The organism is Bacillus sp. Marseille-Q1617 (genome assembly GCF_903645295.1).
Taxonomy (GTDB): Bacteria; Bacillota; Bacilli; order Bacillales; family Bacillaceae_B; genus Rossellomorea.
This window is the reverse complement of record NZ_CAHJXM010000003.1, coordinates 413,239-435,849: the sequence shown is the minus strand read 5'-3', so window position 1 is coordinate 435,849 and position 22,611 is coordinate 413,239. Positions and strand designations below refer to the sequence as shown.

Sequence of the window (22,611 nt, the reverse complement as noted above, 5' to 3'; positions counted from 1 at the left end):
GACGTCGCTGTCATCCTTGTTCCTCCTTACTCTCCTTTTCTTGCTGGTCCTCCGGCATTCCAATATCCGTACCTTCAAGAATTGCATTCAGCTCATTTTTTAAGCCAAACCAGCCTTTGTTTGTGTGTCCGGCTACTATTAAACTACCATCCCCGCTTCTTCTGAACCAAATTCTGCGATGGTGCCAGTAGGCGCCTTGGACAACACCTATCATAAATATAGCTCCTCCAAGAGCAATAATCCATAAGGTCAAATCTTTGTGAACGGTCAATGCCGATACGTCGCGGGTATCGACTCCCGCAAATGAGACTTTGAACTCATTCTCTCCGAGGGGTTCGAGGTTCTTTCTGATTCCTACGAAACTGATTTCACCTTCAGGTTTATCTGGTGAAAACAATTTAAACAGGAAGGCAGGATTATCAGGAACAGGTTTATCGGAAATAGGTTCCCCGCTTTCATCAAAGCCTGTGAAGTTTGGGTAATATCCCATTAACTCAACACTATACCCGTTACCAAAATCGTATTTGTCCTTCGGATCAAACAAATCGACCGTGAATTCACCAAAGGTTTTTTCACTTTCTTTGTTATCAAATGTAAAAGACATCGACTTGAATTCATTCAATTTGTAGCTTGTCTGATACACGGCGAAGTTCTCGAATTTAAGAGGGTGGTTGACTTTTATTGAGTCCTCTTTCTCCATCTTCAAATCTGCTTTTTCACCTGGAAGTGTTTTTCCGGATTCTTTATACAGTACCACATCCGATTGATAGTTTTTCGCAATGGTGCCGACTCGTTCAATCGATTGTTGAAAAACATCTTTGTCTTCATTATCGTAGTTTTCAAGAGTGAACTCTTTATTTTCGATATAGTACTCGTCCTTCGTGCCCGGTACAGCTTTCTTCTCGCCTTCCCGGATCCATATTGTTTCGTCTATATACATTCCCGGCACGAATCGCAGCATACCGCCTATCAAGAAGATGATCAGCCCTACGTGATTGACGTATGGACCCCATCTGGAAAAGCGGTTTTTCTCTGCAAGGATGTTTCCGTTTTCTTCACGGACCTTGTATTTCTTATTACTGAGCTTTTTCTTGATTTCCTCAAGGTTACCATCTATGTTGGTCGTTTCTGTCACTCCATATACCCGCTGGCGCTTTAAAAAGCTTTCATGGCGTGAAACACGCTGGTTCTTTAGTGCACGATGCAGAGGGATGACCCGGTCCAGGCTGCAGATGACCAATGATACCCCGATGGAAGCTATCAATAAGAGGTACCACCAGGAACTGTATAGATCGTGGAAGCCCAGTGTGTAATACAGATTTCCGGCAAATCCGTAAACCTCTTCGTAATATTGTTCAGGAGGAAGTACAGAAGGGATATATTGTTTCTGTGGAAAAATCGTCCCCACCGCAGAAGCTATCAATGTAATGACGATCAGCCAGACCCCCACTTTCACTGATGAAAAGAAATTCCACACTTTGTCGATGATTGATTTGTTATACGTTTGAGAGCGTCTGGCACTGCCCTCGTAGCGCATATCATGAAGCTTTTCTTCTTTTGCTTCGGATGTCAGGGCACGTCCGCATGATTCACAGAGAACAGTTCCAACAGGATTGACGTGTCCGCATTCACATTTTATTACCTTCATAAAATAAAACTCCTTATTTTAAGTTCGAACTCTGTTGCATTAAGGTTTGATGCTTTCCATATGGCTTTTGACGTCTTCTTCTGTCATGGTGCCTGTCAGAACCTTTTCAACCTTCCCTTCTGGATTGATAAGAAAGGTGGTAGGCAGCGGGTCCACTCCATAAGCATTCAATACATCACCATTTTTATCGATGACAATCGGAAACTCAAGATCATGTTTCGCGGCAAAACGATTAACCAGGAATTCCGACTCACTCACATTGACGGCAAGTACCTGTACGCCTTGATCTTTAAACTCTTTGTATTGATTATTCATATACGGCATTTCTTCTTCACACGGTTTGCACCATGTACCCCAGAAATTCAGGAATACCCCTTGTCCTTTATAATCCGATAGTTTGTGCTTGTTCCCACTCATATCTGTCAGGACAAAATCTGGTGCAGGATCTCCTGCTTGAATTTTCCCTCTTTCGTCTTTCGTAAAGTTTGCATATAAGGTATATACAATTGCAGAGGTCAACAGGATAAGGATGATACTTCTTATAAGCAATCTTCGTTTCTTTTTGTTCAATTGACGATCTCCCTCCACCAATGTAATCGTTCTCACATTTGCCAATGATACTCCTAACAACAGGAAAGGGCCTGATGATGAGATCAGTCCCTACAAATTAGTCAGTTATCATAATTGCTATGTAGGGAATTAACCTTAACCTGCCAGGAAAATTCCCTTCCCATTATAACATTTATCACTACTTTCACAGTGTAAATATATGAATGATATGTGACACTTTCACTTCAGGTTTATCGTATACTTCCCGTTTCCGCGAGAGTTCGGAGCTGTTTTACCTCATGGGGTGTCAACTCTCGGCCTTCACCTGCATTCAATCCGTGAAGTGTTAGGAAAGCGAACCTTTCCCGCTTCAACTTCTGTACCGGAAATCCGATTGCTTCGAACATTCTTCTGACTTGACGGTTCCTTCCTTCGTGGATGGTGATTTCGGCAATTGCCTTGCCTTGTTTTTTATCGATGCTAAGCACTTTTACCTTTGCCGGTGCCGTCATTCCATCGTCCAGTTTGACCCCTTTTTCCAGTTCCCTAATTTTAAACTTAGGAGGGATCCCTTTTAGCCTGGCTACATAGGTTTTTTCAATCTGATTACTTGGATGCATGAGCAGATTCGCAAATTCTCCATCATTTGTAAGCAGCAATAACCCCGATGTGTCATAATCAAGACGTCCCACAGGATAAATCCTTTCTTCAATTTCCGGAAAGAAATCCGTTACAACCTGACGATTTTTATCGTCTGTCACTGCGGAAATGACGCCTCTCGGCTTGTATAGCATGTAGTATACTTTATTTTCTCTTTCAATTTGCACACCGTTCACTTCGACTTTATCTGAAGACGAAACCTTTGTCCCAAGTTCCTTCACGACGTTTCCATTCACTTTTACTCTGCCTTCTATGATTAACTGCTCGGCTTTACGTCTTGATGCAACGCCGCTGTGAGCAATTACTTTTTGTAAACGTTCCACGGTATTTCACCTCATCTGATTTTCAAATACTTTTGTCTTCATGAATTATTACATAATCAGGACAAAATAGAAAGGCAAAAAGAAAAAACAGCCGGGTGGCTGTTTTTTCTTAATTCTTCACTCATATTGATAAGCCTTATAAATTCATGAAAATTGTTGACGGATCGAACACCGCTGTTGGTTTCCGTGCAAGACTCCGCTTTCCGCGGGTGACCCGTGAGCCTCCTCGGCTTCGCCTCCGGGGTCTCACACAGGCCACTTCTCCCGCTGGAGTCTTCGTCTTGCACTCCAACCAACAGCTAGAATCCATTAGAACAACCCCACTACCTCCAACGGGAGTGTAGCTCTTCCACTATCTTTCCACTGATCCATCACTTTCATATATTTACCTTTTTATATACCTCCTAATTAACTCGTTATTAAAATTTCTCAATTGAGCATCATCCAAACATAATTGTGACGATGAAGATGGCTGCTGCGATGCCGACGAGGTCTGCAAGCAGTCCGACTTTGAGGGCATCCCCCATTTTCTTGATCCCCACCGCACCGAAGTATACGGTCAGGACGTAGAGTGTTGTGTCGGTGCTTCCCTGTAATGTGGATGCAAGTCTTCCGATGAATGAATCTGGGCCATAAGCTGCCACAATATCGCTCATCATCCCCAGAGCTGCTGTACCTGAGATCGGCCGGATGATCGCAAGCGGGACAATTTCCGGTGGGATCCCTAACGCAAGCAGCGCAGGACGTATTAGATCAACAAAGAATTCCAATGCACCTGATTCCCTGAACACAGTAATGGCAACAAGCATCCCTATCAAAAAAGGAATGATTGAAATGGCAATCTTCACTCCCTCTTTGCCGCCTTCCACAAACACTTCATAAGTCGGGACTTTCTTGAGAGTCCCGTAGATTAGTATGAATCCAATCATGACCGGTATCAGCCATAGCGATATAGTCGAAATCCATTGCATTTATTTCACCTCGCGACGAGTACGTCTGTAATGAAAATATCGGTCTATCAAAATAGCTCCTATGGTGGATAACATGGTTGCAATCAATGTGGGTCCTACAATTTCGGTCGGTGATGCCGAGTCATATTTCATTCGTATCGCAATGACAGTTGTCGGAATGATCGTCAGGCTTGATGTATTGATGGCCAAGAATGTAATCATGGATCTGCTGGCTGAATCTCCTTCTCCGTTTAACTTCTTTAATTGTTCCATGGCCTTAATGCCAAGAGGAGTTGCTGCATTTCCCAGTCCGAACATGTTCGCGATCATATTTGAAAGGATGTATCCCATGGCAGGGTGGTCATCCGGAACTTCAGGAAACAAACGTTTTACAAATGGCCTGAACAGTTTGGCCAGTTTATCCAGAAGACCTGCTTCCTGGGCAATCCTCATGATGCCCAGCCAGAATACCAATACGCTGATCAATCCGATACAGAGTGTTACCGCTTCATTGGCTGATTTGAAGATTGCTTCATTAATTTCTTCCATTCTCCCATTTATGATGGCAAATACAAGCCCGATAATGGTCATCCCCACCCAGATCAGATTAACCATTTTGACTTACTCCCAGGAAGGTTTCCATTGAATACGCCCAAAATTTCCACCAGCTTTTCTTTTTCTCCGGCTCCTCTTCTCCCTTAAAGTAAACAGGCAATGAATCTGCTTCACTATCCTCTAAATAAATGACAGCCTTACCAACAACTTCCGGGACATTTTTATTCTTCTTCCATTCTTGTTCAGGCTTTAGCATTTTGTATTCGATTCTTACCGACTCTTTTTCATCACTCTGCAAGGTCATGATCACATCGCGTTTCACATACACATGCCCTTCATAAAACTCATCATCAAACTTCTCGATGGATCCTTTTTCCAGGACGATTTTGTAATCGAATTGATCAAAACCGTACTCAAACATGCCGATATGGTCATTCCAATCGTCGGGTGCGTTCAGCGTCACTGCGATCAAGTTTTCACCGTCCTTGGAAGCGGTTGAAACAAGCGTCCTTTTAGCCAGCTTCGTATATCCGGTTTTGCCGCCGGTACTATGTTTGTAAAGCTCAGTCACCAGCCTGTTTTTATTTTTCCATTTGCGATCCCATTGTTCTTCGGGATTGGGGGCGGTATGGACTTTCGTACCCGAAATCTTTTTGTAGAGATCGTTCTCCATTGCATACTTGGTTAATAGTGCCATATCATAGGCAGTTGAAAAATGATCGTCATGATCATCCAATCCATGAGGGTTTGAGAAGTGTGAATTCTTCATTCCGATTTCAGCAGCTTTTTGATTCATCAAATGTGCAAATCCCTCAAGGCTTCCACCTACTGACTCGGCTATCGCCACGGCAGAATCGTTTCCTGACCTGAGCATCAAACCGTATACCAGGTCTTCAAGTTTTATTTTCTCTCCTGCTTTCAGATAGAGTGATGACCCCTCTGTTCCGGATGCATTTGAGGAAACAGTCACTTCTTCATCCATCTTGCCTGACTCAATCGCAATGATTGCTGTCATGATTTTCGTTATACTGGCAATCCTGCTTTTGCTGTGAGCATCCTTTTCAAATAATATCCTGCCTGTTTCCCCGTCCATCAAAATGGCCTTTTGGGCACTTACGGATGGTACGGCCTGGGCTTCCTTAGAGACCAAAACGAACAATAAGGCAAATACAAGCATATAATATATGTAAAGTTTCTTATTCTTCCTGCGCACACTCATCTACCCCTTTAATAGTACTTTGAAGTGTTTGTACAAGTTTATGCAGGACAAGCGCTAATATGATTGAAACATGAACTTTCTCTATTTCTGGAGCACAAGCGGGATACCTCACACTAAAGATACAAATTGGAAATAAAAAAACACGGCGGTCCGAGACCAAGCCGTGTTGATAGATACTTTTTTATTCACCTGAATCGATCGTTTCCTGAAACTTTTCAAAGAACAAGTCGGCCTCATCTTGTGCGAAATCCTCCTGGATACTCTCAGGAAGCGGTGGGAGTTCATCAAGATTACTCAAGCCGAAATAATCCAGAAATTCTTTTGTAGTGCCGAACAGATACGCACGCCCTGTCCCTTCCGCTCTCCCCACTTCTTTGACAAGTCCTTTGGACGTAAGGGTGTGAATGGGACGTTCTGTTTTGACTCCTCTTATTTGTTCAATTTCCACTCTCGTTATCGGCTGCTTATAAGCAATGATCGCAAGTGTTTCGAGTGCAGCCTGTGATAATGAGCTGACACTTGGTGATTCCACAAGCTTCTTTAAATAATCGGCATTACATTTCTTCGTTACGAGCTGAAATGTACCGGCAAGCTCAGTCATATATATTCCGCGATCATCACTTTCCTCATAGTCTTTCTTCAAATCCTGAAGGGTTTCGTTTGCTTTATCTTCGCTCAGTTCAAGAACTGAACAGACTTGTTTCAAAGAAAGGCCTTCATCGCCGGCTGCGAAAAGAAGACTCTCCAAGACTCCCTTCCAATTACTGTTGTCCAACAAGTCCTACCTCCTCATATGACTCTACAAATATCTCTTTGAAATTAGTTTCCTGATCTACAACAATTTGTTTTCGTTTCATCAATTCTAATACAGCCAGGAAGGTAACGACCAAGTGTTCTTTGTCATTAGAGGGAAAAAGATCAGTAAACGGCGTTCTTTTCTTTACCTTACGTAAACTGCTTATAATTTCATCCATGCGTTTCTCTATCGATATTTCCTGCTTTGTTATTCTCGTCTGAACGGGTCTTTGGATCTTTTTACGTCTTAACAGTTTATGAAAGGCACCCAGCATATCATATAATGACACTTGAATTTCAGTATTTTTCAAGTCTGCTTCCTCAGTAAACTCCGTAAGGTCGCTCGGGGGCTTGGTATAGACCTGCCCTCTTTCTTCTTCCCGGGCTTTAAGCTCATTGGCCGCTTCTTTAAATTTTCTGTACTCTATCAACCTCTCAACTAACTCATCCCGTGGATCTTCTTCTTCAAATTCTATGTCCTCATCCGCGATGCCGTCATCGTGCTTTGGAAGGAGCATCTTACTCTTAATGGCTAGGAGCGTAGCTGCCATGACTAGATATTCACTCGCCACATCCAGCTGGAGGTTCTTCATCGTATGTACGTATAATAAATACTGCTCCGTGATTTGAGCCATCGGGATATCATATATATCCACTTCTAAAGAATTGATAAGATGCAAAAGAAGATCGAGTGGACCTTCAAACGCATCGATCTTTACATTGTATTCCACTATATCACCAGTTTCTATTCCATTCATTCCTATAAGCTACTTCTATAAGTATAGTAGATTAGACACTAATCTCCAATAGTAATTTTTTGAATCATCACCTGTTCTTTTGATACACTTTTTTATGAGTAGATTGAATATGATACACTAGTTAAAAAAGGAGGGATAACATGACATATCCCCAAGCGTATCTTCAGTATCTCGTCCATTTCCACGGAAATCGGGATTATTTCGAGTGTCATGAAGTACTGGAGGAATATTGGAAGGAAGTTGATCCGGGAAATCGTTCTTCTCATTGGGTGGGCCTGATTCAGATTGCTGTCGGTTTATATCATTACAGAAGAAACAATAAGCATGGGGCAAAAAGGATGCTTGAAAAAGCTTTAAGAAACATGAAGGAAAATAAAGAACTCTTTAACGGACTTGGATTAGATTCCTCCACTCTGATCAATACCCTGGAAAAAACGATACGGGATATCGACGAACAGTTGCCATACAACAGCCCCGAACTTCCAATAAAGGATCCCGAGCTCTTGAAAAAGGCAGAAGAACTATGCGAGAAACAGGGTTATAAATGGTGCATGCCGAGTGACCTTTCAAACAACGAGCTTATCCACCGGCATTCAATGAGGGACCGCACCCCAGTGATAACCGAAAGACTGAAAGCCCTCAAAAAAAAGAGACTAACATAGCAGAGCGACACTGCCAGTTAGTCTCTTTATAGTATTAAACGATATTCTCTTCATCGCATCTTTCGAAAAAAGAAGCCGTTTCCGAATTCGGTGTAACTTTTAATTCCGAATACATTTCTTTCAATTGTTTTACCATGGTTTTTCCAATCCCTTCATGACGGTGGGAAGGGTTAACCGATATATGCTGAACCTCTAAAGTGCTGTCCGTTTTATACACTCCGATTAATCCGACAATATCCTCTTCTTTCCATAAAAAAAGCTGCCAATTGTCTTCTGTTTCATATTGCTTCATCGTTTGTTGAAGCTTTTTCAGATCTTTTTCATTTGGCATGAAAGATAATAGACCCATTGCAATCTTTTCAAATGCCTTTTTATACCGAATTAACATAATTACCCCTCGTTACGTTTTGTACCTATAATGGCTTTTATTCCTATTATAGACAAAAACAATAATTTTTAAATCAATTAGAGATTGATTTCCGTTCAAGAATTAAATCACGTCAATAAGATGAATGTTTATATATCTTACTAAAATTAATTTGTTTATTCAACCTCATTTTCTCCTGTTTTAGGCCAATACTATCCAGTACAGCAGTCCACCCATGAAACCCAGGATCAATAAAATCAAGAATAATACTCCATTATTCAACTTCATTTCCTTCACCTTCACTATTATATGATGTACATGATATTTGTTTATTGTATAAAAAACTAGACAATATTGAAAGTCCCGCACGCCTGAATCTTTCGTTTTACGAAAATTCACATTAAATAACAAACTAAAGAAGCAGCTTGAAAGTTACTATACCACTTTCAAACTGCTTTTCTTATTCCGTCAGTGATTCATCGAGGGTGATGAGGTCTTCGTATGTTTCACGGCGGATGACAAGTTTTGACTTGCCTTTCTCAACGAATACGACAGGTGGCCTCGGAATGCGGTTATAGTTATTAGCCATCGAGTAGCCGTATGCCCCGGTGCAGAAGACGGCCAATATATCTCCCGCCTCCGCTTCCGGGAGGGGTAAATCCCAAATGAGCATATCACCGGATTCACAGCACTTACCCGCAACGGACACGGTCTCCTGCGGCTCGGCATCTGCCTTATTCGCAAAGACCGCCTCATACTTCGCATTGTATAAAGCCGGTCGGATGTTGTCGCTCATACCCCCATCAACTGCAAGATACTTGCGGATATTGGGTACCTCTTTACTTGACCCTACTGTATATAAGCTTGTTCCTGCATCACCGACAAGCGAGCGTCCAGGTTCTATCCAGATTTCAGGCATCTCCAGACCGGATTTGGATGCTTCTTCTTTGACTGCATGAATCATTTCCTTCACATATTGCGACGGAGGGATCGGGTCATCCTCTTTTGTATACCGGATGCCAAATCCCCCTCCGAGATTAATCACTTTAGGCATGAAGCCGTAAGCGGATTTCCATTCTGCTACCTTCTCGATAATTTTCCTTGCAGCCAGGATGAACCCTGTGGTTTCAAAGATTTGGGACCCGATGTGACAGTGAAGACCCAATAACTCTATGTATTCTGATTTAAGGGACTTCTTCGTCGCTTCTTCGGCTTGACCGTTCTGCAGGTCAAACCCAAACTTCGAATCTTCCTGACCGGTCAAGATATAATCATGAGTATGTGCTTCAATGCCCGGCGTCACCCTTAATAACACTTTTGTCTTCTGTTTCAATTCATGAGTGATTTCAGAAAGAAGCTTAAGCTCATGGAAATTGTCGACGACAATGCAGCCAATATTATTTTTGACAGCCATCAGGAGTTCGTCACGCGACTTATTATTTCCGTTAAAATGAATTCTTTCCGAAGGGAATTCAGCCTTTAACGCCGTAAACAGCTCTCCGCCCGATACAACATCCAGCGACAACCCTTCTTCCTTCATTAATTGAAAAATCGCAATGCTGGAAAATGCTTTACTGGCGTATGCTACTTCCGCTTTCACGCCCAGTTCCTGAAACGTTTCTTTAAATCCTCTCGCTCTTTCCCTTATTAAGGCTGTATCATAGACATATAGGGGGGTCCCGTACTGTTTAACAAGATCGATTGTACATACCCCGCCTATCGTTAAATGTCCGTTATGATTGATTTCTGCTGATCCATGAAGATGCATGAAACGATTCATTCCCCTCTTTGATCCTTAATTGATCGGCTCTTGCTTTAACACAGCCAAATCAATAATAAGCTTTAATAGCCTACTAATTAAAAGTAATTTAACACAGATCAAGAGGTGTTGCAATATTCTTACGATTTAGCGGGCTGCTTATATTTATTGCGCGGCTGTACGATACTTGGACGGACCTTGGCACCCGGCATCGACCGCCTGATAAGAATCTGGACGAACGCTTTCGGACTGAACGGGATCAACGGCCATAAGTAAGGTGTATTAAGCGATTTGATATTGACGATAAACAGGATATAGAGCGTGCAGCCGATGATAAGGCCGGGAATATGGAAGAATGCCACAGCCACAAGGAGAAGCAGCCTTGCCATTTTATTGGCGACGCTCAACTCATAGCTTGGTGTAGCAAATGTCCCGATTGAAGCCACTGCCACATAAAGGATGACCTCAGGCTGAAACAAGCCGACATCGATGGCAATTTGCCCGATTAATACCGCTGCAATCAAACCCATGGCGGTGGAAAGTGGTGTAGGGGTATGAATGGCGGCTATCCTGAACATTTCCACCCCTATATCAGCAATGAATAACTGAGCGATGATCGGGATATTCGTTTGTTCGTTCGGTCCGATGAATTCCAGCCCCTTTGGCAGCAGAGTCGGATCAAGTACGAATAAATACCATAGCGGCAGCAGAAACAATGAAGCCAGCAGGCCTAAAAATCTGGTCCATTTCACGAATGTCCCGACAGCGGGAGACTGTCTATATTCTTCCGCATGCTGAAGGTGATGAAAATATGTCGTCGGTGTAATGATGACACTTGGGGAAGTGTCAACGAAGATAAGCACATGACCTTCCAATAAATGAGTGGCCCCGACGTCTGCCCTTTCGGTATAGCGCACAAGAGGGTAAGGATTATAACCCTGCTTCACCAGGAACTCTTCAACCGTTTTATCGGCCATGGTCAATCCATCAATCTTAATACTTTTTAATTCTTTTTTGATTACTTCTATTAAGCTGGGGTTTGCCACATCTTCTATATAAGCAATCGATATATCTGTTTTCGAACGTTCTCCGATACGGAAGATTTCGAATCTTAATCTCGGATCTCTGATTCTGCGTCTCGTTAAAGCGGTATTTATGATAATATTCTCTACATAGCCGTCACGGGACCCGCGAACAACCTTTTCCGTATCCGGTTCCATCGGCTGACGGCCTGGATAACTTCTTACATCAACAATCAAAGCCTCGGAATACCCTTCAACCACTACCGCGATCAATCCTGATAATACTTCATCAACCGCTTCCTCAATTGTTTTAACCGGTTCCACCGACTGATGAACCAACCGGTTATGAACGATATCGTATAAATGGGTGGAGAGGCGCTCATTATCATTTATGGCTACAAGCTCTTCCACAAGTTCAATGATATACCCTGCATCTGTCAATCCATTGATATAGTAAAAATGAACATTTTTCCTGAGGATCTTTAACTTCCTGACACCAAGGTCGAAGCTTTTATTCAGACCGACGTTCTTTTGCATATATTCTTCTAAAACAGCCGGGTCCTTTGGAATGGGTGTTTTTTTAATTTCAGGCATGATAACCGCTCCTTTCAATGATGATTTCGACCGCTTTTTTAGTAATGGGAGCTCCTTGTGAGTAATCGTCTCTTTTCGCCATCTTTCCTATATCACCTATTCCAACAATGACGGGAACGTCTAATTCATCCAGGCAATAAACAGTGTCTCCATTCATTCTCCCTAATTCAAGTTCGGGTACACCAAATTTGTCTACACCGTAGGGAGTTAATTCTCCAAACTTATCAATACAGACATCCACTCTTGTCCACTCAGCTTGACGAGTCTTACTTGCCACTGCGATGATCCCCAGAACCTCGATGTCGGGGTGTTTAGCGACATATTTCAATGCCGTTTCACCTGCACCTTCACCAATGTATCCACTATCATCAAACATGACAAAGACAGGATCATTCTTTGCTCGCTTTATGAGCTTCACAATTTCAGGGCCTGGGAGTACGGAAGGATTTCCTTTAGAACTTGAAATACAGCGCCCTCCATAATCTTTTGCAACCCTTTCAATTGCTCTTTTCGCATATTCATCTCCATCTGTTATCAGTACCACTTTTCTTCTTTCAGCCATAGAAAAACCCCTCGAGCTTTATTGATGAACCAGATACAGCCAATGGAATAGGGAGCCGAATATCTTTCCAAATACAATGGCCATGATTAACACGACAATTTGTCCCTCGATTCCAATCCGCTTCGCAAGGATGGGAAAGACATTCAGAACTTCCGTTAATGCTGCTGCCAAAAGCCCGATAAAAACCCCGCTGGCAAGTCCTATCGGTATCAGTACGAGAGGATTCATATGCATCGTGTAATTGTTCAAGCTGATAAATCCCCCGGTTAGTGCCCCGGTGATTACCGCCATTTCATATAAGTGAATCATTTTCATCGTTTTGGTCAATTGTGTCAATCTTGGGATGATCCCGAGCACTGTCAAGAAAGCTACAAAGCCAGACCCTACTGCCAAACCACCTGCAAAACCAATAAATAATGTCAGGATTACACTAATTGTCATCTAATTTCTTCATACTTTCTTTGTTCTCATGCATAATCACATATTGATCCAAGTCCTGCTGGTAATTGAACATTTCTACTTCCAATGGACTCGGTTCTTCGTTCAATCTTTTTCTAAAGATATGATTGAAGAAAAGGATCATCCCCAGACCAAGCCCAAAGGAATATGGAATTTGAAACAGTAATGGATGCGGGTCTTCTTCACCGGTAATGAAAAGATATAGTGTCTGATGGACCTGTCTCATACTGACATCCTCATGAAAGTTCATGATGGCCATTGCAGCACCTATAAATAGGAGCATCCACACCCCTATGAATAGCGGAAGCGAGATTTTCTTCTTTTCATAGATGACTTCTATGATGCTTTGTGCAGGGCCTATCGTTTGGATGTCCAGACTAGGATGGGGCACTGAGATCTTACTGATCACGCTCATGACATCAATGACGATGATGTTTTTATCAGAAGGCCTCACTTTGTGAATGTTAATGTTCTTCAAATCTTCAAGCACACCTTCAGGGGCGATGATCTGCGCTAATTGACCGAGCTTTACAGTACTATCCGATTTAACTTGAACACGATGCCTCAGCCGAATGTACACAATTCCTTCCATGCTGTTCACTTCCTGAAAACATGATTTTCCCCTTGTACCAATAGTATGGTTTAACGGAAATAATTTATGTAAGTTGTAAAACCCCCATATATTCTCTTTTCTTTCGTACTTAGTACTGCTTTTCCAAGGTAGCCAACTGATCACAAATCAAAAAAAATAACCTTGCCCTTTTTTGTCCGAAGACTTTTGAGAAAAAAGGGCAAGGTCATCTTATTCGGTATACATATGTTCCTTCATTGTCTGTAATATCTTTTTTTCAAGCCTCGAGACCTGAACCTGGGATATACCAAGCCGGTCGGCTACCTCGGATTGAGTCTGGTCTTTGTAGTATCTTAAATAAACAATCAAACGCTCTCTGTCATCCAATTCACGAATGGCTTCCTTTAACGCAATCTTATCGAACCACTTATGGTCTGTGTTATCGGCAATCTGGTCCAGTAATGTAATGGGATCTCCATCATTCTCATAGACCGTCTCATGTATCGATGACGGTGCACGGCTTGCTTCCTGGGCCATGATGACTTCCTCGACCGAATATTCAAGGTGCTCTGCGAGCTCACTCACAGTCGGTACCCTTCCGAACTTCTTCGAGAGCTCATCCTTTGCTTTACGGATTTTATTTCCCATTTCCTTTAGCGACCGGCTTACTTTTACCGTACCGTCATCCCTGATGAATCGCTGGATTTCCCCAATGATCATCGGCACAGCATAGGTCGAGAATTTCACATCATAACTTAAGTCAAATTTATCCACTGATTTCAGCAGCCCGATACAGCCGATTTGAAACAGATCATCAGGTTCATAGCCCCTATTAAGAAAACGCTGAACGACAGACCATACCAGTCTCATGTTTTTCTGCACTATGGTATCCCTGGCAGTCTGGTCGCCTGTCTGGCTTTTCTTTATGAGTTCCTTTACCTCATGATCCTTCAAAAAAGGCTGGGATTTTTCATTTTTCACTTCGACATCCATAGGCACGACTCCTTAATTGCATAGCGCTTTACTGTTGGTCAAGTGCTTTTTCAGTCTTACAGTGGTGCCTGTACCCGGGTGTGATGACACTTCTACCTCATCCATGAAATTTTCCATTATGGTAAAGCCCATTCCTGATCGTTCAAGTTCAGGCTTTGACGTATACAAAGGCTGTCTAGCTTCGTCTACATCCCCAATGCCGATTCCTTCATCCCGAATCGTCATATCGATGAATCCATCATCTTCCATTACAACTGAAATATACACAATCCCATTAGGATTGTTTTCATATCCATGGATGATGGCATTCGTGACGGCTTCGGAAACGACCGTTTTGATTTCTGTCAATTCATCCATCGTAGGATCTAACTGTGCTATAAAAGACGCGACTGTCACTCTGGCAAATGATTCATTTTGACTCAGGGAACTAAATTGAATGTTCATTTCATTTCTCATATTCAGGCGACCCCCAATCTTTGTAATGCATTTTCCTCGGATGGTTCAAGACGGATGATCTTAAACAATCCAGACATTTCAAATAATCGGTTGACTGCCGGGGAAATCGCACAAACCACCATTTCTCCATGCTTTTGTTTAATTTGTTTGTATCGCCCTAAAATGACACCCAGCCCAGAGCTGTCCATGAAGCCGAGTTCTTCCAAGTTCAGAATGATATGCTTGATATTCTCACTCTCGATAATCTTTGAAGATTTTTCCCTTAATTCTTCTGCCGTATGATGATCCAACTCTCCACTTAGACGGATGCACAACACATCTTTTTTAACTTCCAGGTTAATAGCAAGACTCACTATCAGAAAGCCTCCTTCTCTGTCGTATAGTGAGTCATTTCGCTATTATGCTGCCGATATCCTTCTCTGTGACAAAACTAGAAGAAATTCGCCAAGATGTGTGTTTTTTTTCGTATCAGTTACCAACTTTAGTGAACATTCCGAATGCACGCTTGTATAACTGCCACCAGCTTGCTTCATTCACATCCTGTTTTGCTACAAGCTCGCTTTCCAGAACTTTCTTCCCGCCGTTCTTGATCACCAAGGTTCCTACTTTATCGCCTTTTTTAATCGGAGCTTTTAAGTCTTTGGAAAGTGATACCTTTTGTTCCACCTTATCAAGCTTTTCCCCTTTTTTGGCAAGGAGGGAGATTGGCTCATCCGTTACAGCCTGCACCTTGCTTTCTTGCCCTTTGGATACTTTCACTTGAGAAAGCGTCTCGCCTTTTTTAAACATGGGTTTCGTCTGATATTGATTGAAGGCGTAGTCAAGCATCTTAGTCACTTCACTGTTCCGCTCTTTTGGCGTGGACGCCCCGAATACGACTGCAATGACTCTCATGTTTCCTTTTTTCGCGGTTGCTGTTAAACAATATTTCGCTTCATTCGTGAAACCTGTTTTTAACCCGTCCACCCCATCATAAAACCGAACCAGCTTATTCGTGTTGACCAGCCAGAATTTATTTTCCGTGTCTTCCCTGAGGTATGACTCATAAGTGCCTGTAAATTTTGTGATTTCATTATATTTCAGCAGTTCTTTTGCCATCATGCTCATATCGTGTGCAGAGCTGTAATGATCTTTGGCAGGCAGGCCGGTAGGATTTTGGAATTGGGTATCTTTCAATCCGATTTCTTCCGCTTTTTTGTTCATCTTCTCAACAAAAGCTTCTTCACTGCCCGCGATATGTTCAGCCATCGCCACTGATGCATCGTTTGCAGAGCCGATCGCAATGCCTGTCAGCATCTCTTTCACAGTCATAGATTCACCCGGCTCAAGGAAAATTTGAGATCCTCCCATTGAGGCTGCGTATTCGCTGGTGCGAACCTCGTCATCCCATTTGATTTGACCTTTCTCAAGGGCTTCCATGATCAGAAGCATGGTCATAATCTTTGTCATTGAAGCAGGTGCCAATTTTTCATGACTATTCTTATCATATAAAACTGTTCCGGTATCCCGTTCAATCAATATAGCTGACTTTGCTGCCTGGACGAGCTCATTCTTATTCTCCTGGGCAAAACCAAACGAAGGGAATAGAGAAGCTATAAGAAAAAATGCTGCCATTATACACAAAACACGTTTCATTTCACTGTCCTCCAATCAAAATCTCTCATTTTAATCAATACTTATAGAACCATTTTTTCCATCGGAACCATTTTTATACAAATATTTTTCAAAATTATAAGGGTCGCTCACAGACTCTTTAAGAGTGACAAGCGAATTAAAATAAAAAAACTGGCTCCATTTAAGAAACCTGTTTTTGTTTTTGGCGAAATGAATGAATCTTTCAGTTTGGCAAAGTATTCTTCGAGTTCAGGCCGATAACCTTTTACTCTTGACCATTAATCTTTTCATTTTCCACATTTATCTTTCGTTTCTGCTGATATTTCCGTTGCGTGGAAAAATAAGGAATATCACGGCTTTTTTTGGTTTTGAGCCTACAATGATTCCCCTGAACGACAAAAAAGCCCTTGTAAAAGGACGAATCCTTCCACAAAGGCTTTTTAGCAATTGTATCAATCTGTAATTTCAGTATGGATCAGGGTTGGAGCATCTACTTTTTCCGAAGAGATTTTGATGCTTTCATATAATTTGTTTTTCACGTCTTCAAGATCTTCCTGGTTACTGTAGATGGTTACAAGTGAATCACCAGCTTTAACTTCGTCCCCGATTTTCTTCCTTAACTCAAGACCAACTGCAAGGTCGATCACAGATTCCTTGGTAGCTCTTCCTGCTCCAAGCCACATTGCTGCTGTACCTACTGCATCGGCGATGATTTCTGATACATAACCGTCTTCTTTGGCCTCGAGTTCCACTTTGTATTGAGCTTGAGGAAGCTTGGATGGATCATCGACGACAGAGGCATCCCCTCCCTGCGACTCAAGGAATACTTTGAAGCTTTCAAGAGCTGAACCGTCTTCCATTGCTTTCTGCAGTAACTCCCTGGCTTCTGGCAATGATGAAGCTTTTTCCGCTAGATATACCATATGACTTCCAAGTGTTAAGCATAATTCCGTTAAATCTTCCGGACCTTCGCCTTTGAGTGTATCAATCGCTTCTTTCACTTCCAAAGCATTCCCGATTGCAAAGCCGAGGGGCTGGCTCATATCAGAAATGACGGCCATTGTTTTCCTTCCCACATTATTCCCGATGTTCACCATCGCTTTGGCAAGATTTTCAGAATCCTCAAGAGTCTTCATGAACGCTCCTGCACCCGTTTTGACATCAAGGACAATCGCGTCAGCTCCTGCAGCGATTTTCTTACTCATGATGGAGCTTGCAATAAGCGGGATTGAGTTGACAGTCGCTGTTACATCACGTAATGAGTAGAGCTTTTTATCCGCTGGTGTGAGGTTTCCGCTTTGTCCGATAACGGCTAACTTATTTTTATTCACTAACCGGATGAACTCTTCATTTTCAATCTCTACATGAAATCCTTCAACTGCTTCAAGTTTGTCGATGGTTCCTCCGGTATGCCCCAGTCCTCTCCCGCTCATCTTAGCGACAGGAACCCCTACAGATGCCACTAGTGGTCCAAGTACGAGAGTCGTCGTATCACCGACCCCGCCTGTTGAATGCTTGTCGACCTTAATACCTTCAATAGCCGATAAGTCAATTTGATCCCCGGACTCGACCATCGCCATCGTTAAATCAGCACGTTCCCTTTCACTCATATCCTTGAAGAAAATCGCCATCGTCAAGGCACTTACCTGATAGTCCGGGATCGATCCCTCTGTATATCCATCTATAATGAATTTGATTTCTTCCGTAGTCAGTTCTTTACCATCACGTTTCTTTTCAATTAGATCCACCATTCTCATTTCCGATCACCAACTTCTCAAAATTTTTAATCCGTTCCCGTTCATATTTTCAGGTTCATTCGTATGTTAAATAGACTTCACAATTTCCTTCACGTAAGACAGGAAGTTAGCACGGACCATTTCGGTTGTTTCAATCACTTCATCGTGTGAGAGGGGCTGGTCCAATATTCCTGCAGCCATGTTTGAAATGCATGAAATCCCCAGTACTCTAATACCCGCATGGCGTGCAACGATCACTTCTGGTACAGTTGACATCCCTACAGCGTCTCCGCCTAATGTACGCGCAAGTCTGACTTCTGCCGGTGTCTCGTACACAGGACCCGTATTCCCTACGTAAACACCTTCTTGAATGTCCAAGGAGAGTTCTTCGGCGATTTCTCTTGCCTTTTGACGCAGTTCTTTATCATACGCCTGAGACATATCCGGGAATCTTGCGCCAAGACGGGAATCGTTCGGTCCGATCAGAGGGTTTCCTCCCATATTATTAATATGATCAGAAATCAACATCAGATCTCCCGCTTCGAAGTTTTCGTTCACTCCCCCCGCTGCATTTGTCACGATAAGGATTTCCACGCCCAGTTCCTTCATGACACGCACAGGGAAGGTCACTTTATCGAATCCGTATCCTTCGTAATAATGAAAACGTCCCTGCATGGCAACGACTTCCTGACCGGACAATTGTCCGAACACAAGCTGACCTGCATGGCCTGCCACCGTTGAAACGGGGAAGTCCGGAATCTCTTTATATGGTATTTTCACGGCATTTTGGATTTCATCCGCAAGCACGCCTAACCCGGATCCAAGAATCAGGCCGATCCGAGGCTGACCTGTGTATTGATTTTTCAAATGATTAGCAGCATTTTGTATCGTTTCAAAGTTCATTTTAGTTGACTCCTTTTTTATTAGTCTAAACAGAAAGAGGAGATGAGATGGAAAATATGCATCTTCCATTCATCTCTTTTGCTTTTTTATTGTTTATGATCTTTTACTTCAATTGTGATAGGAAGCTTTTTCCGAATTTCGGCATGTTCACATTGAAGTTATCCGCAACCGTGGCACCGATATCTGCAAAGGTCTCTCTTACAGGAAGTTCAGTTCCTTTGTTGAAGCGTTTCGAGTATGCCAGGAGCGGTACATATTCCCGTGTATGATCTGTTCCGGGAGCTGTCGGATCATTTCCATGATCGGCCGTGATGATGAGGAGATCATCTTCTGTCATTTTTTCAAATACCTCAGGAAGACGTGCATCGAATTCTTCAAGCGCCTTTCCATAGCCCTCCGGATCCCGGCGGTGACCGAATAAAGCGTCGAAATCGACTAGATTCAGGAAGCTGAGCCCCGTAAACGATTCATCGAACGTTTTAATGAAAACGTCCATTCCATCCATATTATGTCTTGTACGAACCGCTTTTGTAACGCCTTCACCGTTATAAATATCTGAAATTTTACCAAGCGCGATGACATCGAATCCTGAATCCTTCAATTCATTCATTACTGTCCGGTTAAATGGCTTTAATGCATAGTCGTGGCGGTTGGATGTACGTTGGAAGCTGCCCGGATCGCCAACAAATGGACGGGCAATGACACGGCCGACAAGAAATTCTTCATCCTTCGTAATTTCACGTGCAATCTCACATATTTTGTACTGTTCTTCTATTGGTATAATGTCCTCATGTGCTGCGATTTGCAAAACAGGATCTGCCGATGTGTAAACGATCAGCGCCCCTGTTTCCATGTGTTCTTTTCCAAGCTCTTCAATGATGGCAGTGCCGCTTGCCGGCTTGTTTCCAATTACCGTTCTGCCGGTCTCTGCCTCAAGCTTTTGAATCAATTTCTCAGGAAAACCGTCAGGATACGTTTTGAATGGAGTATCGATATGCAGGCCCATGATTTCCCAGTGACCTGTCATCGTATCTTTCCCTACGGAAGATTCCTGCATTTTCGTGAAGTAAGCGAGTGGAGATTCTGCTTTTTCCATACCTTTCACTTCCTTGATATTGGAAAGGCCCAATTTTGCCAGATTCGGCATGTTCAACCCATTCATATGTTCAGCGATATGTCCCAGTGTGTCCGTTCCTTTATCATTGAACAGTTCGGCATCAGGAGCTTCCCCGATCCCCACTGAATCCATTACAATCAGGTGAACTCTCTTATATGTATAGCTGCTCATTTTTGAAATCCTCCTATTATAGCTGCTTTATTTGTACCTTTATTTGAAAACATTTCAGTTGCCATTTTGCATCTGTAAAAGACGGGGGTCACTTCAGGTTCCGGGAAACCACTTAAAAAAGCGGTTACATTTTGGCTGCCTAAGCGTATCTTACCCCTAACCCTGTCGTATCAATCGAAAGAGATTCACGTCAGAAGTCTGACATCTATATTCTACTTTTCCCTTTTAAAAAAAACAAGAGAGAACCCCTCAAAGTTTAGATAATTCTTCAAGAAGTCTCTCTTATATCATGCCCTTGGATGGAACTTTGAATAAACGTCTTTCAAACGGGTTTTGGTTACATGTGTATAAATTTGAGTCGTAGAAATATCAGCATGGCCGAGCATTTCCTGGACAGCCCTCAAATCGGCGCCATTCTCCAATAAATGTGTGGCAAAAGAATGCCTCAATGTATGAGGCGTCAAATCTTTTTCGATATTGGCTTTTTTGGCAAGTGCCTTCAAATTCTTCCAGAATCCCTGTCTTGTTAACCCTTTTCCGTGGTGATTTAAAAACAGGTGATCATCCTTATGCTTTTTCGACCTTAACTTCAGCCTGGCATCTTCCAAGTATTTTTCCAATACACTCATGGCAGTCTTTCCGATGGGGATGATTCTTTCCTTATTCCCTTTACCGATACAGCGGACAAACCCCATTGTAAGATGTACATCTTCCATTTTAAGGGAAATAAGTTCACTCACCCGGATACCGGTGGCATAAAGTATCTCCAGCATCGCTTTGTCCCTCATCCCAAGAGGTGTAGATTCCTCCGGTGCCTCAAGCAGCGCTTCGACTTCTTCGATGCTTAATATCCTTGGTAAATTCCTCTCCGTTTTCGGTGTTTCTATATGCACGGTCGGGTCTTGATCTGTACTCTTTTCCCTTAAGAGAAACTGATGAAATGATCGAATCGAAGCGACATGTCTGGCAATGGTCTTAGAGGATTTCCCCTGCTCCTTCAGGTGTCCCAGGAACTGGACAATATTCACTCTGGTAACCTCATTGAGTCTCGAAATCTCTTCTACATTGGTTAAATACAGTGCATAGTTCCTTAAGTCACGCTGATAGGACTCAATGGTATTCTTTGCGAGCCCTTTCTCAACAATCAAAAAATGCATATAATCTTTGATCTCGTCTTCCAAATTGCATTACTCCCCGTTCATATAAAAAAATAATAATCGATCGTACCAATGGCTTTCTTCATCTGCTACGGAAGAAAACACTTTAACCGCTGCTCCCTCTGGCTCATCGTACTTGTGATAACCTTCGTACTCTTCACTTATCCATATGATTCCATAATAAAATAATATCGTCGATCCAGTAAATAAGATAAATACTTTAATGGTCTGCCAGACCACTCCAAGTCCTTTTTTCATAAGGTTGTCCTCCAGGTAAATGATATTTCACAGTCAACTCGTCTCTATAATACAAGCTATGACGTTTTTGGACTGTTTTATACCAAGGGGGGACACATTTTTCATCTTTTTTGCTCTTTCCGGTGGAGGTGTGACCAGGCTGATATTGGCTGCAGGGCTGATTAAAAAAAGCCCTTAAAGATATGTATAAAATCGTTTCGGAGCGAAACAACAACCAGCTTCTTCAGGGCTTTTCCATCTACTATTCAGATTCTTCCTCTTTATCCTGACATCTTGAACAGATGCCGTGAAAGGTTAATCGGTGGTCTTTAATTTTAAATTTCCAATCTCTCTCAACAATCTTTTCAACGTCTTCAAGAAGATCATCCTGTATTTCATCCACCGCTCCGCATTCAATACACACTAAATGGTGATGAAAGTGGGCGGCTCCTTCTTGACGCAGGTCATAGCGTGATACGCCATCACCAAAATTGATCTTATCCACGACTTTCAGTTCAGACAGCAGCTCGAGTGTACGATACACCGTCGCCAGTCCAATTTCCGGAGATTTTTCCTTAACGAGGAGGTATACATCTTCGGCACTCAGGTGATCTTCTTCATGCTCTAACAGCACACGTACAGTAGCTTCACGCTGCGGAGTCAACTTATAGCTGGCGGAATGAAGCTGCTTTTTGATTCGTTCAATACGACTTTCCATAGTCCTTCCCTCCCTCGTCAATGTCCTTATTATTATATCAAAAAGGGAGGAATAAG

At 42.6% G+C, this 22,611-nt stretch carries 25 protein-coding genes; 1 reads left to right on the top strand and 24 read right to left on the bottom strand.

Annotation, left to right across the window (positions count from 1 at the left end):
* Nucleotides 1-10: 10 nt before the first annotated feature.
* The 8 genes from HWX64_RS19425 to HWX64_RS19390 form a co-directional block, all read right to left on the bottom strand.
* Nucleotides 11-1,648, bottom strand: a complete 1,638-nt coding sequence (locus HWX64_RS19425) for a cytochrome c biogenesis protein ResB (protein WP_175991161.1) — start codon at nt 1,646-1,648, stop codon at nt 11-13.
* Between the two features lie 39 nt (nt 1,649-1,687).
* A complete protein-coding gene (gene resA, locus HWX64_RS19420; RefSeq protein ID WP_303049505.1) occupies nt 1,688-2,263 on the bottom strand; it encodes a thiol-disulfide oxidoreductase ResA in 576 nt (191 codons plus the stop codon).
* Nucleotides 2,264-2,448: 185 nt separating this feature from the next.
* Nucleotides 2,449-3,180: a pseudouridine synthase gene (locus HWX64_RS19415; RefSeq protein WP_175991160.1), complete on the bottom strand. Its 732-nt coding sequence runs from the start codon at nt 3,178-3,180 to the stop codon at nt 2,449-2,451.
* Between the two features lie 440 nt (nt 3,181-3,620).
* Complete coding sequence (locus HWX64_RS19410; RefSeq protein ID WP_175991159.1) at nt 3,621-4,151, bottom strand: spore maturation protein; 531 nt, start codon at nt 4,149-4,151, stop codon at nt 3,621-3,623.
* Complete coding sequence (locus HWX64_RS19405; protein WP_175991158.1) at nt 4,152-4,745, bottom strand: nucleoside recognition domain-containing protein; 594 nt, start codon at nt 4,743-4,745, stop codon at nt 4,152-4,154.
* A complete protein-coding gene (locus HWX64_RS19400; protein ID WP_303049504.1) occupies nt 4,738-5,904 on the bottom strand; it encodes a D-alanyl-D-alanine carboxypeptidase family protein in 1,167 nt (388 codons plus the stop codon). The genes HWX64_RS19405 and HWX64_RS19400 overlap by 8 nt, the downstream gene beginning before the upstream one ends.
* A gap of 181 nt (nt 5,905-6,085) precedes the next feature.
* The gene (scpB, locus tag HWX64_RS19395; protein WP_175991157.1) at nt 6,086-6,679 is read right to left on the bottom strand and encodes an SMC-Scp complex subunit ScpB; all 594 of its coding nucleotides are present in this window, start codon (nt 6,677-6,679) and stop codon (nt 6,086-6,088) included.
* Nucleotides 6,666-7,457: a segregation/condensation protein A gene (locus tag HWX64_RS19390; protein ID WP_303049503.1), complete on the bottom strand. Its 792-nt coding sequence runs from the start codon at nt 7,455-7,457 to the stop codon at nt 6,666-6,668. The genes scpB and HWX64_RS19390 overlap by 14 nt, the downstream gene beginning before the upstream one ends.
* A 140-nt stretch (nt 7,458-7,597) precedes the next feature.
* Here HWX64_RS19390 and HWX64_RS19385 point away from each other — a divergent pair, with 140 nt between their 5' ends.
* On the top strand, nt 7,598-8,119 hold the full coding sequence (locus HWX64_RS19385; protein WP_175991156.1) for a DUF309 domain-containing protein: 522 nt from the start codon (nt 7,598-7,600) through the stop codon (nt 8,117-8,119).
* A 34-nt stretch (nt 8,120-8,153) separates the two neighbouring features.
* Here HWX64_RS19385 and HWX64_RS19380 read toward each other — a convergent pair whose 3' ends face one another.
* From HWX64_RS19380 to HWX64_RS19305, 16 genes are all read right to left on the bottom strand, one after another.
* Entirely contained in the window at nt 8,154-8,507 is a 354-nt protein-coding gene (locus HWX64_RS19380; protein ID WP_175991155.1) for a GNAT family N-acetyltransferase, read from the bottom strand.
* A 439-nt stretch (nt 8,508-8,946) separates the two neighbouring features.
* The gene (lysA, locus tag HWX64_RS19375; RefSeq protein WP_175991603.1) at nt 8,947-10,254 is read right to left on the bottom strand and encodes a diaminopimelate decarboxylase; all 1,308 of its coding nucleotides are present in this window, start codon (nt 10,252-10,254) and stop codon (nt 8,947-8,949) included.
* Between the two features lie 131 nt (nt 10,255-10,385).
* Complete coding sequence (locus tag HWX64_RS19370) at nt 10,386-11,861, bottom strand: spore germination protein (RefSeq protein ID WP_175991154.1); 1,476 nt, start codon at nt 11,859-11,861, stop codon at nt 10,386-10,388.
* A complete protein-coding gene (locus tag HWX64_RS19365) occupies nt 11,854-12,423 on the bottom strand; it encodes a stage V sporulation protein AE (protein ID WP_175991153.1) in 570 nt (189 codons plus the stop codon). The genes HWX64_RS19370 and HWX64_RS19365 overlap by 8 nt, the downstream gene beginning before the upstream one ends.
* Before the next feature lie 18 nt (nt 12,424-12,441).
* Nucleotides 12,442-12,864: a stage V sporulation protein AB gene (locus HWX64_RS19360; protein WP_175991152.1), complete on the bottom strand. Its 423-nt coding sequence runs from the start codon at nt 12,862-12,864 to the stop codon at nt 12,442-12,444.
* Nucleotides 12,854-13,474, bottom strand: coding sequence for a stage V sporulation protein AA (locus HWX64_RS19355; RefSeq protein WP_175991151.1), 621 nt, complete (start codon nt 13,472-13,474; stop codon nt 12,854-12,856). The genes HWX64_RS19360 and HWX64_RS19355 overlap by 11 nt, the downstream gene beginning before the upstream one ends.
* 210 nt (nt 13,475-13,684) lie before the next feature.
* Nucleotides 13,685-14,446 (bottom strand): RNA polymerase sporulation sigma factor SigF, encoded by a 762-nt coding sequence (gene sigF / locus HWX64_RS19350; RefSeq protein WP_175991150.1) that lies wholly within the window; start codon nt 14,444-14,446, stop codon nt 13,685-13,687.
* 12 nt (nt 14,447-14,458) lie between these two features.
* Nucleotides 14,459-14,902: an anti-sigma F factor gene (spoIIAB, locus tag HWX64_RS19345; RefSeq protein WP_175991149.1), complete on the bottom strand. Its 444-nt coding sequence runs from the start codon at nt 14,900-14,902 to the stop codon at nt 14,459-14,461.
* 2 nt (nt 14,903-14,904) lie between these two features.
* Nucleotides 14,905-15,255, bottom strand: a complete 351-nt coding sequence (spoIIAA, locus tag HWX64_RS19340) for an anti-sigma F factor antagonist (protein WP_175991148.1) — start codon at nt 15,253-15,255, stop codon at nt 14,905-14,907.
* 115 nt (nt 15,256-15,370) lie between these two features.
* Nucleotides 15,371-16,537: a D-alanyl-D-alanine carboxypeptidase family protein gene (locus tag HWX64_RS19335; RefSeq protein ID WP_175991147.1), complete on the bottom strand. Its 1,167-nt coding sequence runs from the start codon at nt 16,535-16,537 to the stop codon at nt 15,371-15,373.
* A gap of 431 nt (nt 16,538-16,968) precedes the next feature.
* On the bottom strand, nt 16,969-18,273 hold the full coding sequence (locus HWX64_RS19330; RefSeq protein WP_175991146.1) for a pyrimidine-nucleoside phosphorylase: 1,305 nt from the start codon (nt 18,271-18,273) through the stop codon (nt 16,969-16,971).
* Nucleotides 18,274-18,339: 66 nt separating this feature from the next.
* Entirely contained in the window at nt 18,340-19,155 is an 816-nt protein-coding gene (locus HWX64_RS19325; protein ID WP_175991145.1) for a purine-nucleoside phosphorylase, read from the bottom strand.
* 103 nt (nt 19,156-19,258) lie between these two features.
* Nucleotides 19,259-20,443, bottom strand: coding sequence for a phosphopentomutase (gene deoB, locus HWX64_RS19320; RefSeq protein WP_175991144.1), 1,185 nt, complete (start codon nt 20,441-20,443; stop codon nt 19,259-19,261).
* 287 nt (nt 20,444-20,730) lie between these two features.
* Nucleotides 20,731-21,624: a site-specific tyrosine recombinase XerD gene (gene xerD / locus HWX64_RS19315; protein WP_175991143.1), complete on the bottom strand. Its 894-nt coding sequence runs from the start codon at nt 21,622-21,624 to the stop codon at nt 20,731-20,733.
* Between the two features lie 6 nt (nt 21,625-21,630).
* Nucleotides 21,631-21,858 (bottom strand): YqzK family protein, encoded by a 228-nt coding sequence (locus HWX64_RS19310; protein WP_175991142.1) that lies wholly within the window; start codon nt 21,856-21,858, stop codon nt 21,631-21,633.
* A 241-nt stretch (nt 21,859-22,099) separates the two neighbouring features.
* On the bottom strand, nt 22,100-22,555 hold the full coding sequence (locus HWX64_RS19305) for a Fur family transcriptional regulator (RefSeq protein WP_175991141.1): 456 nt from the start codon (nt 22,553-22,555) through the stop codon (nt 22,100-22,102).
* Nucleotides 22,556-22,611: the final 56 nt, after the last annotated feature.

What these genes read in the sequence shown, in the direction of transcription:
- HWX64_RS19425 (WP_175991161.1), bottom strand. Translation starts at nt 1,648, where the DNA reads ATGAAGGTAATAAAATGTGAATGCGGACACGTCAATCCTGTTGGAACT.
- HWX64_RS19410 (WP_175991159.1), bottom strand. Translation starts at nt 4,151, where the DNA reads ATGCAATGGATTTCGACTATATCGCTATGGCTGATACCGGTCATGATT.
- HWX64_RS19405 (WP_175991158.1), bottom strand. Translation starts at nt 4,745, where the DNA reads ATGGTTAATCTGATCTGGGTGGGGATGACCATTATCGGGCTTGTATTT.
- HWX64_RS19400 (WP_303049504.1), bottom strand. Translation starts at nt 5,904, where the DNA reads ATGAGTGTGCGCAGGAAGAATAAGAAACTTTACATATATTATATGCTT.
- HWX64_RS19390 (WP_303049503.1), bottom strand. Translation starts at nt 7,457, where the DNA reads ATGAATGGAATAGAAACTGGTGATATAGTGGAATACAATGTAAAGATC.
- HWX64_RS19385 (WP_175991156.1), top strand. Translation starts at nt 7,598, where the DNA reads ATGACATATCCCCAAGCGTATCTTCAGTATCTCGTCCATTTCCACGGA.
- HWX64_RS19380 (WP_175991155.1), bottom strand. Translation starts at nt 8,507, where the DNA reads ATGTTAATTCGGTATAAAAAGGCATTTGAAAAGATTGCAATGGGTCTA.
- lysA (WP_175991603.1), bottom strand. Translation starts at nt 10,254, where the DNA reads ATGCATCTTCATGGATCAGCAGAAATCAATCATAACGGACATTTAACG.
- HWX64_RS19370 (WP_175991154.1), bottom strand. Translation starts at nt 11,861, where the DNA reads ATGCCTGAAATTAAAAAAACACCCATTCCAAAGGACCCGGCTGTTTTA.
- HWX64_RS19365 (WP_175991153.1), bottom strand. Translation starts at nt 12,423, where the DNA reads ATGGCTGAAAGAAGAAAAGTGGTACTGATAACAGATGGAGATGAATAT.
- HWX64_RS19360 (WP_175991152.1), bottom strand. Translation starts at nt 12,864, where the DNA reads ATGACAATTAGTGTAATCCTGACATTATTTATTGGTTTTGCAGGTGGT.
- HWX64_RS19355 (WP_175991151.1), bottom strand. Translation starts at nt 13,474, where the DNA reads ATGGAAGGAATTGTGTACATTCGGCTGAGGCATCGTGTTCAAGTTAAA.
- sigF (WP_175991150.1), bottom strand. Translation starts at nt 14,446, where the DNA reads ATGGATGTCGAAGTGAAAAATGAAAAATCCCAGCCTTTTTTGAAGGAT.
- spoIIAB (WP_175991149.1), bottom strand. Translation starts at nt 14,902, where the DNA reads ATGAGAAATGAAATGAACATTCAATTTAGTTCCCTGAGTCAAAATGAA.
- HWX64_RS19335 (WP_175991147.1), bottom strand. Translation starts at nt 16,537, where the DNA reads ATGAAACGTGTTTTGTGTATAATGGCAGCATTTTTTCTTATAGCTTCT.
- HWX64_RS19330 (WP_175991146.1), bottom strand. Translation starts at nt 18,273, where the DNA reads ATGAGAATGGTGGATCTAATTGAAAAGAAACGTGATGGTAAAGAACTG.
- HWX64_RS19325 (WP_175991145.1), bottom strand. Translation starts at nt 19,155, where the DNA reads ATGAACTTTGAAACGATACAAAATGCTGCTAATCATTTGAAAAATCAA.
- deoB (WP_175991144.1), bottom strand. Translation starts at nt 20,443, where the DNA reads ATGAGCAGCTATACATATAAGAGAGTTCACCTGATTGTAATGGATTCA.
- HWX64_RS19310 (WP_175991142.1), bottom strand. Translation starts at nt 21,858, where the DNA reads ATGAAAAAAGGACTTGGAGTGGTCTGGCAGACCATTAAAGTATTTATC.
- HWX64_RS19305 (WP_175991141.1), bottom strand. Translation starts at nt 22,555, where the DNA reads ATGGAAAGTCGTATTGAACGAATCAAAAAGCAGCTTCATTCCGCCAGC.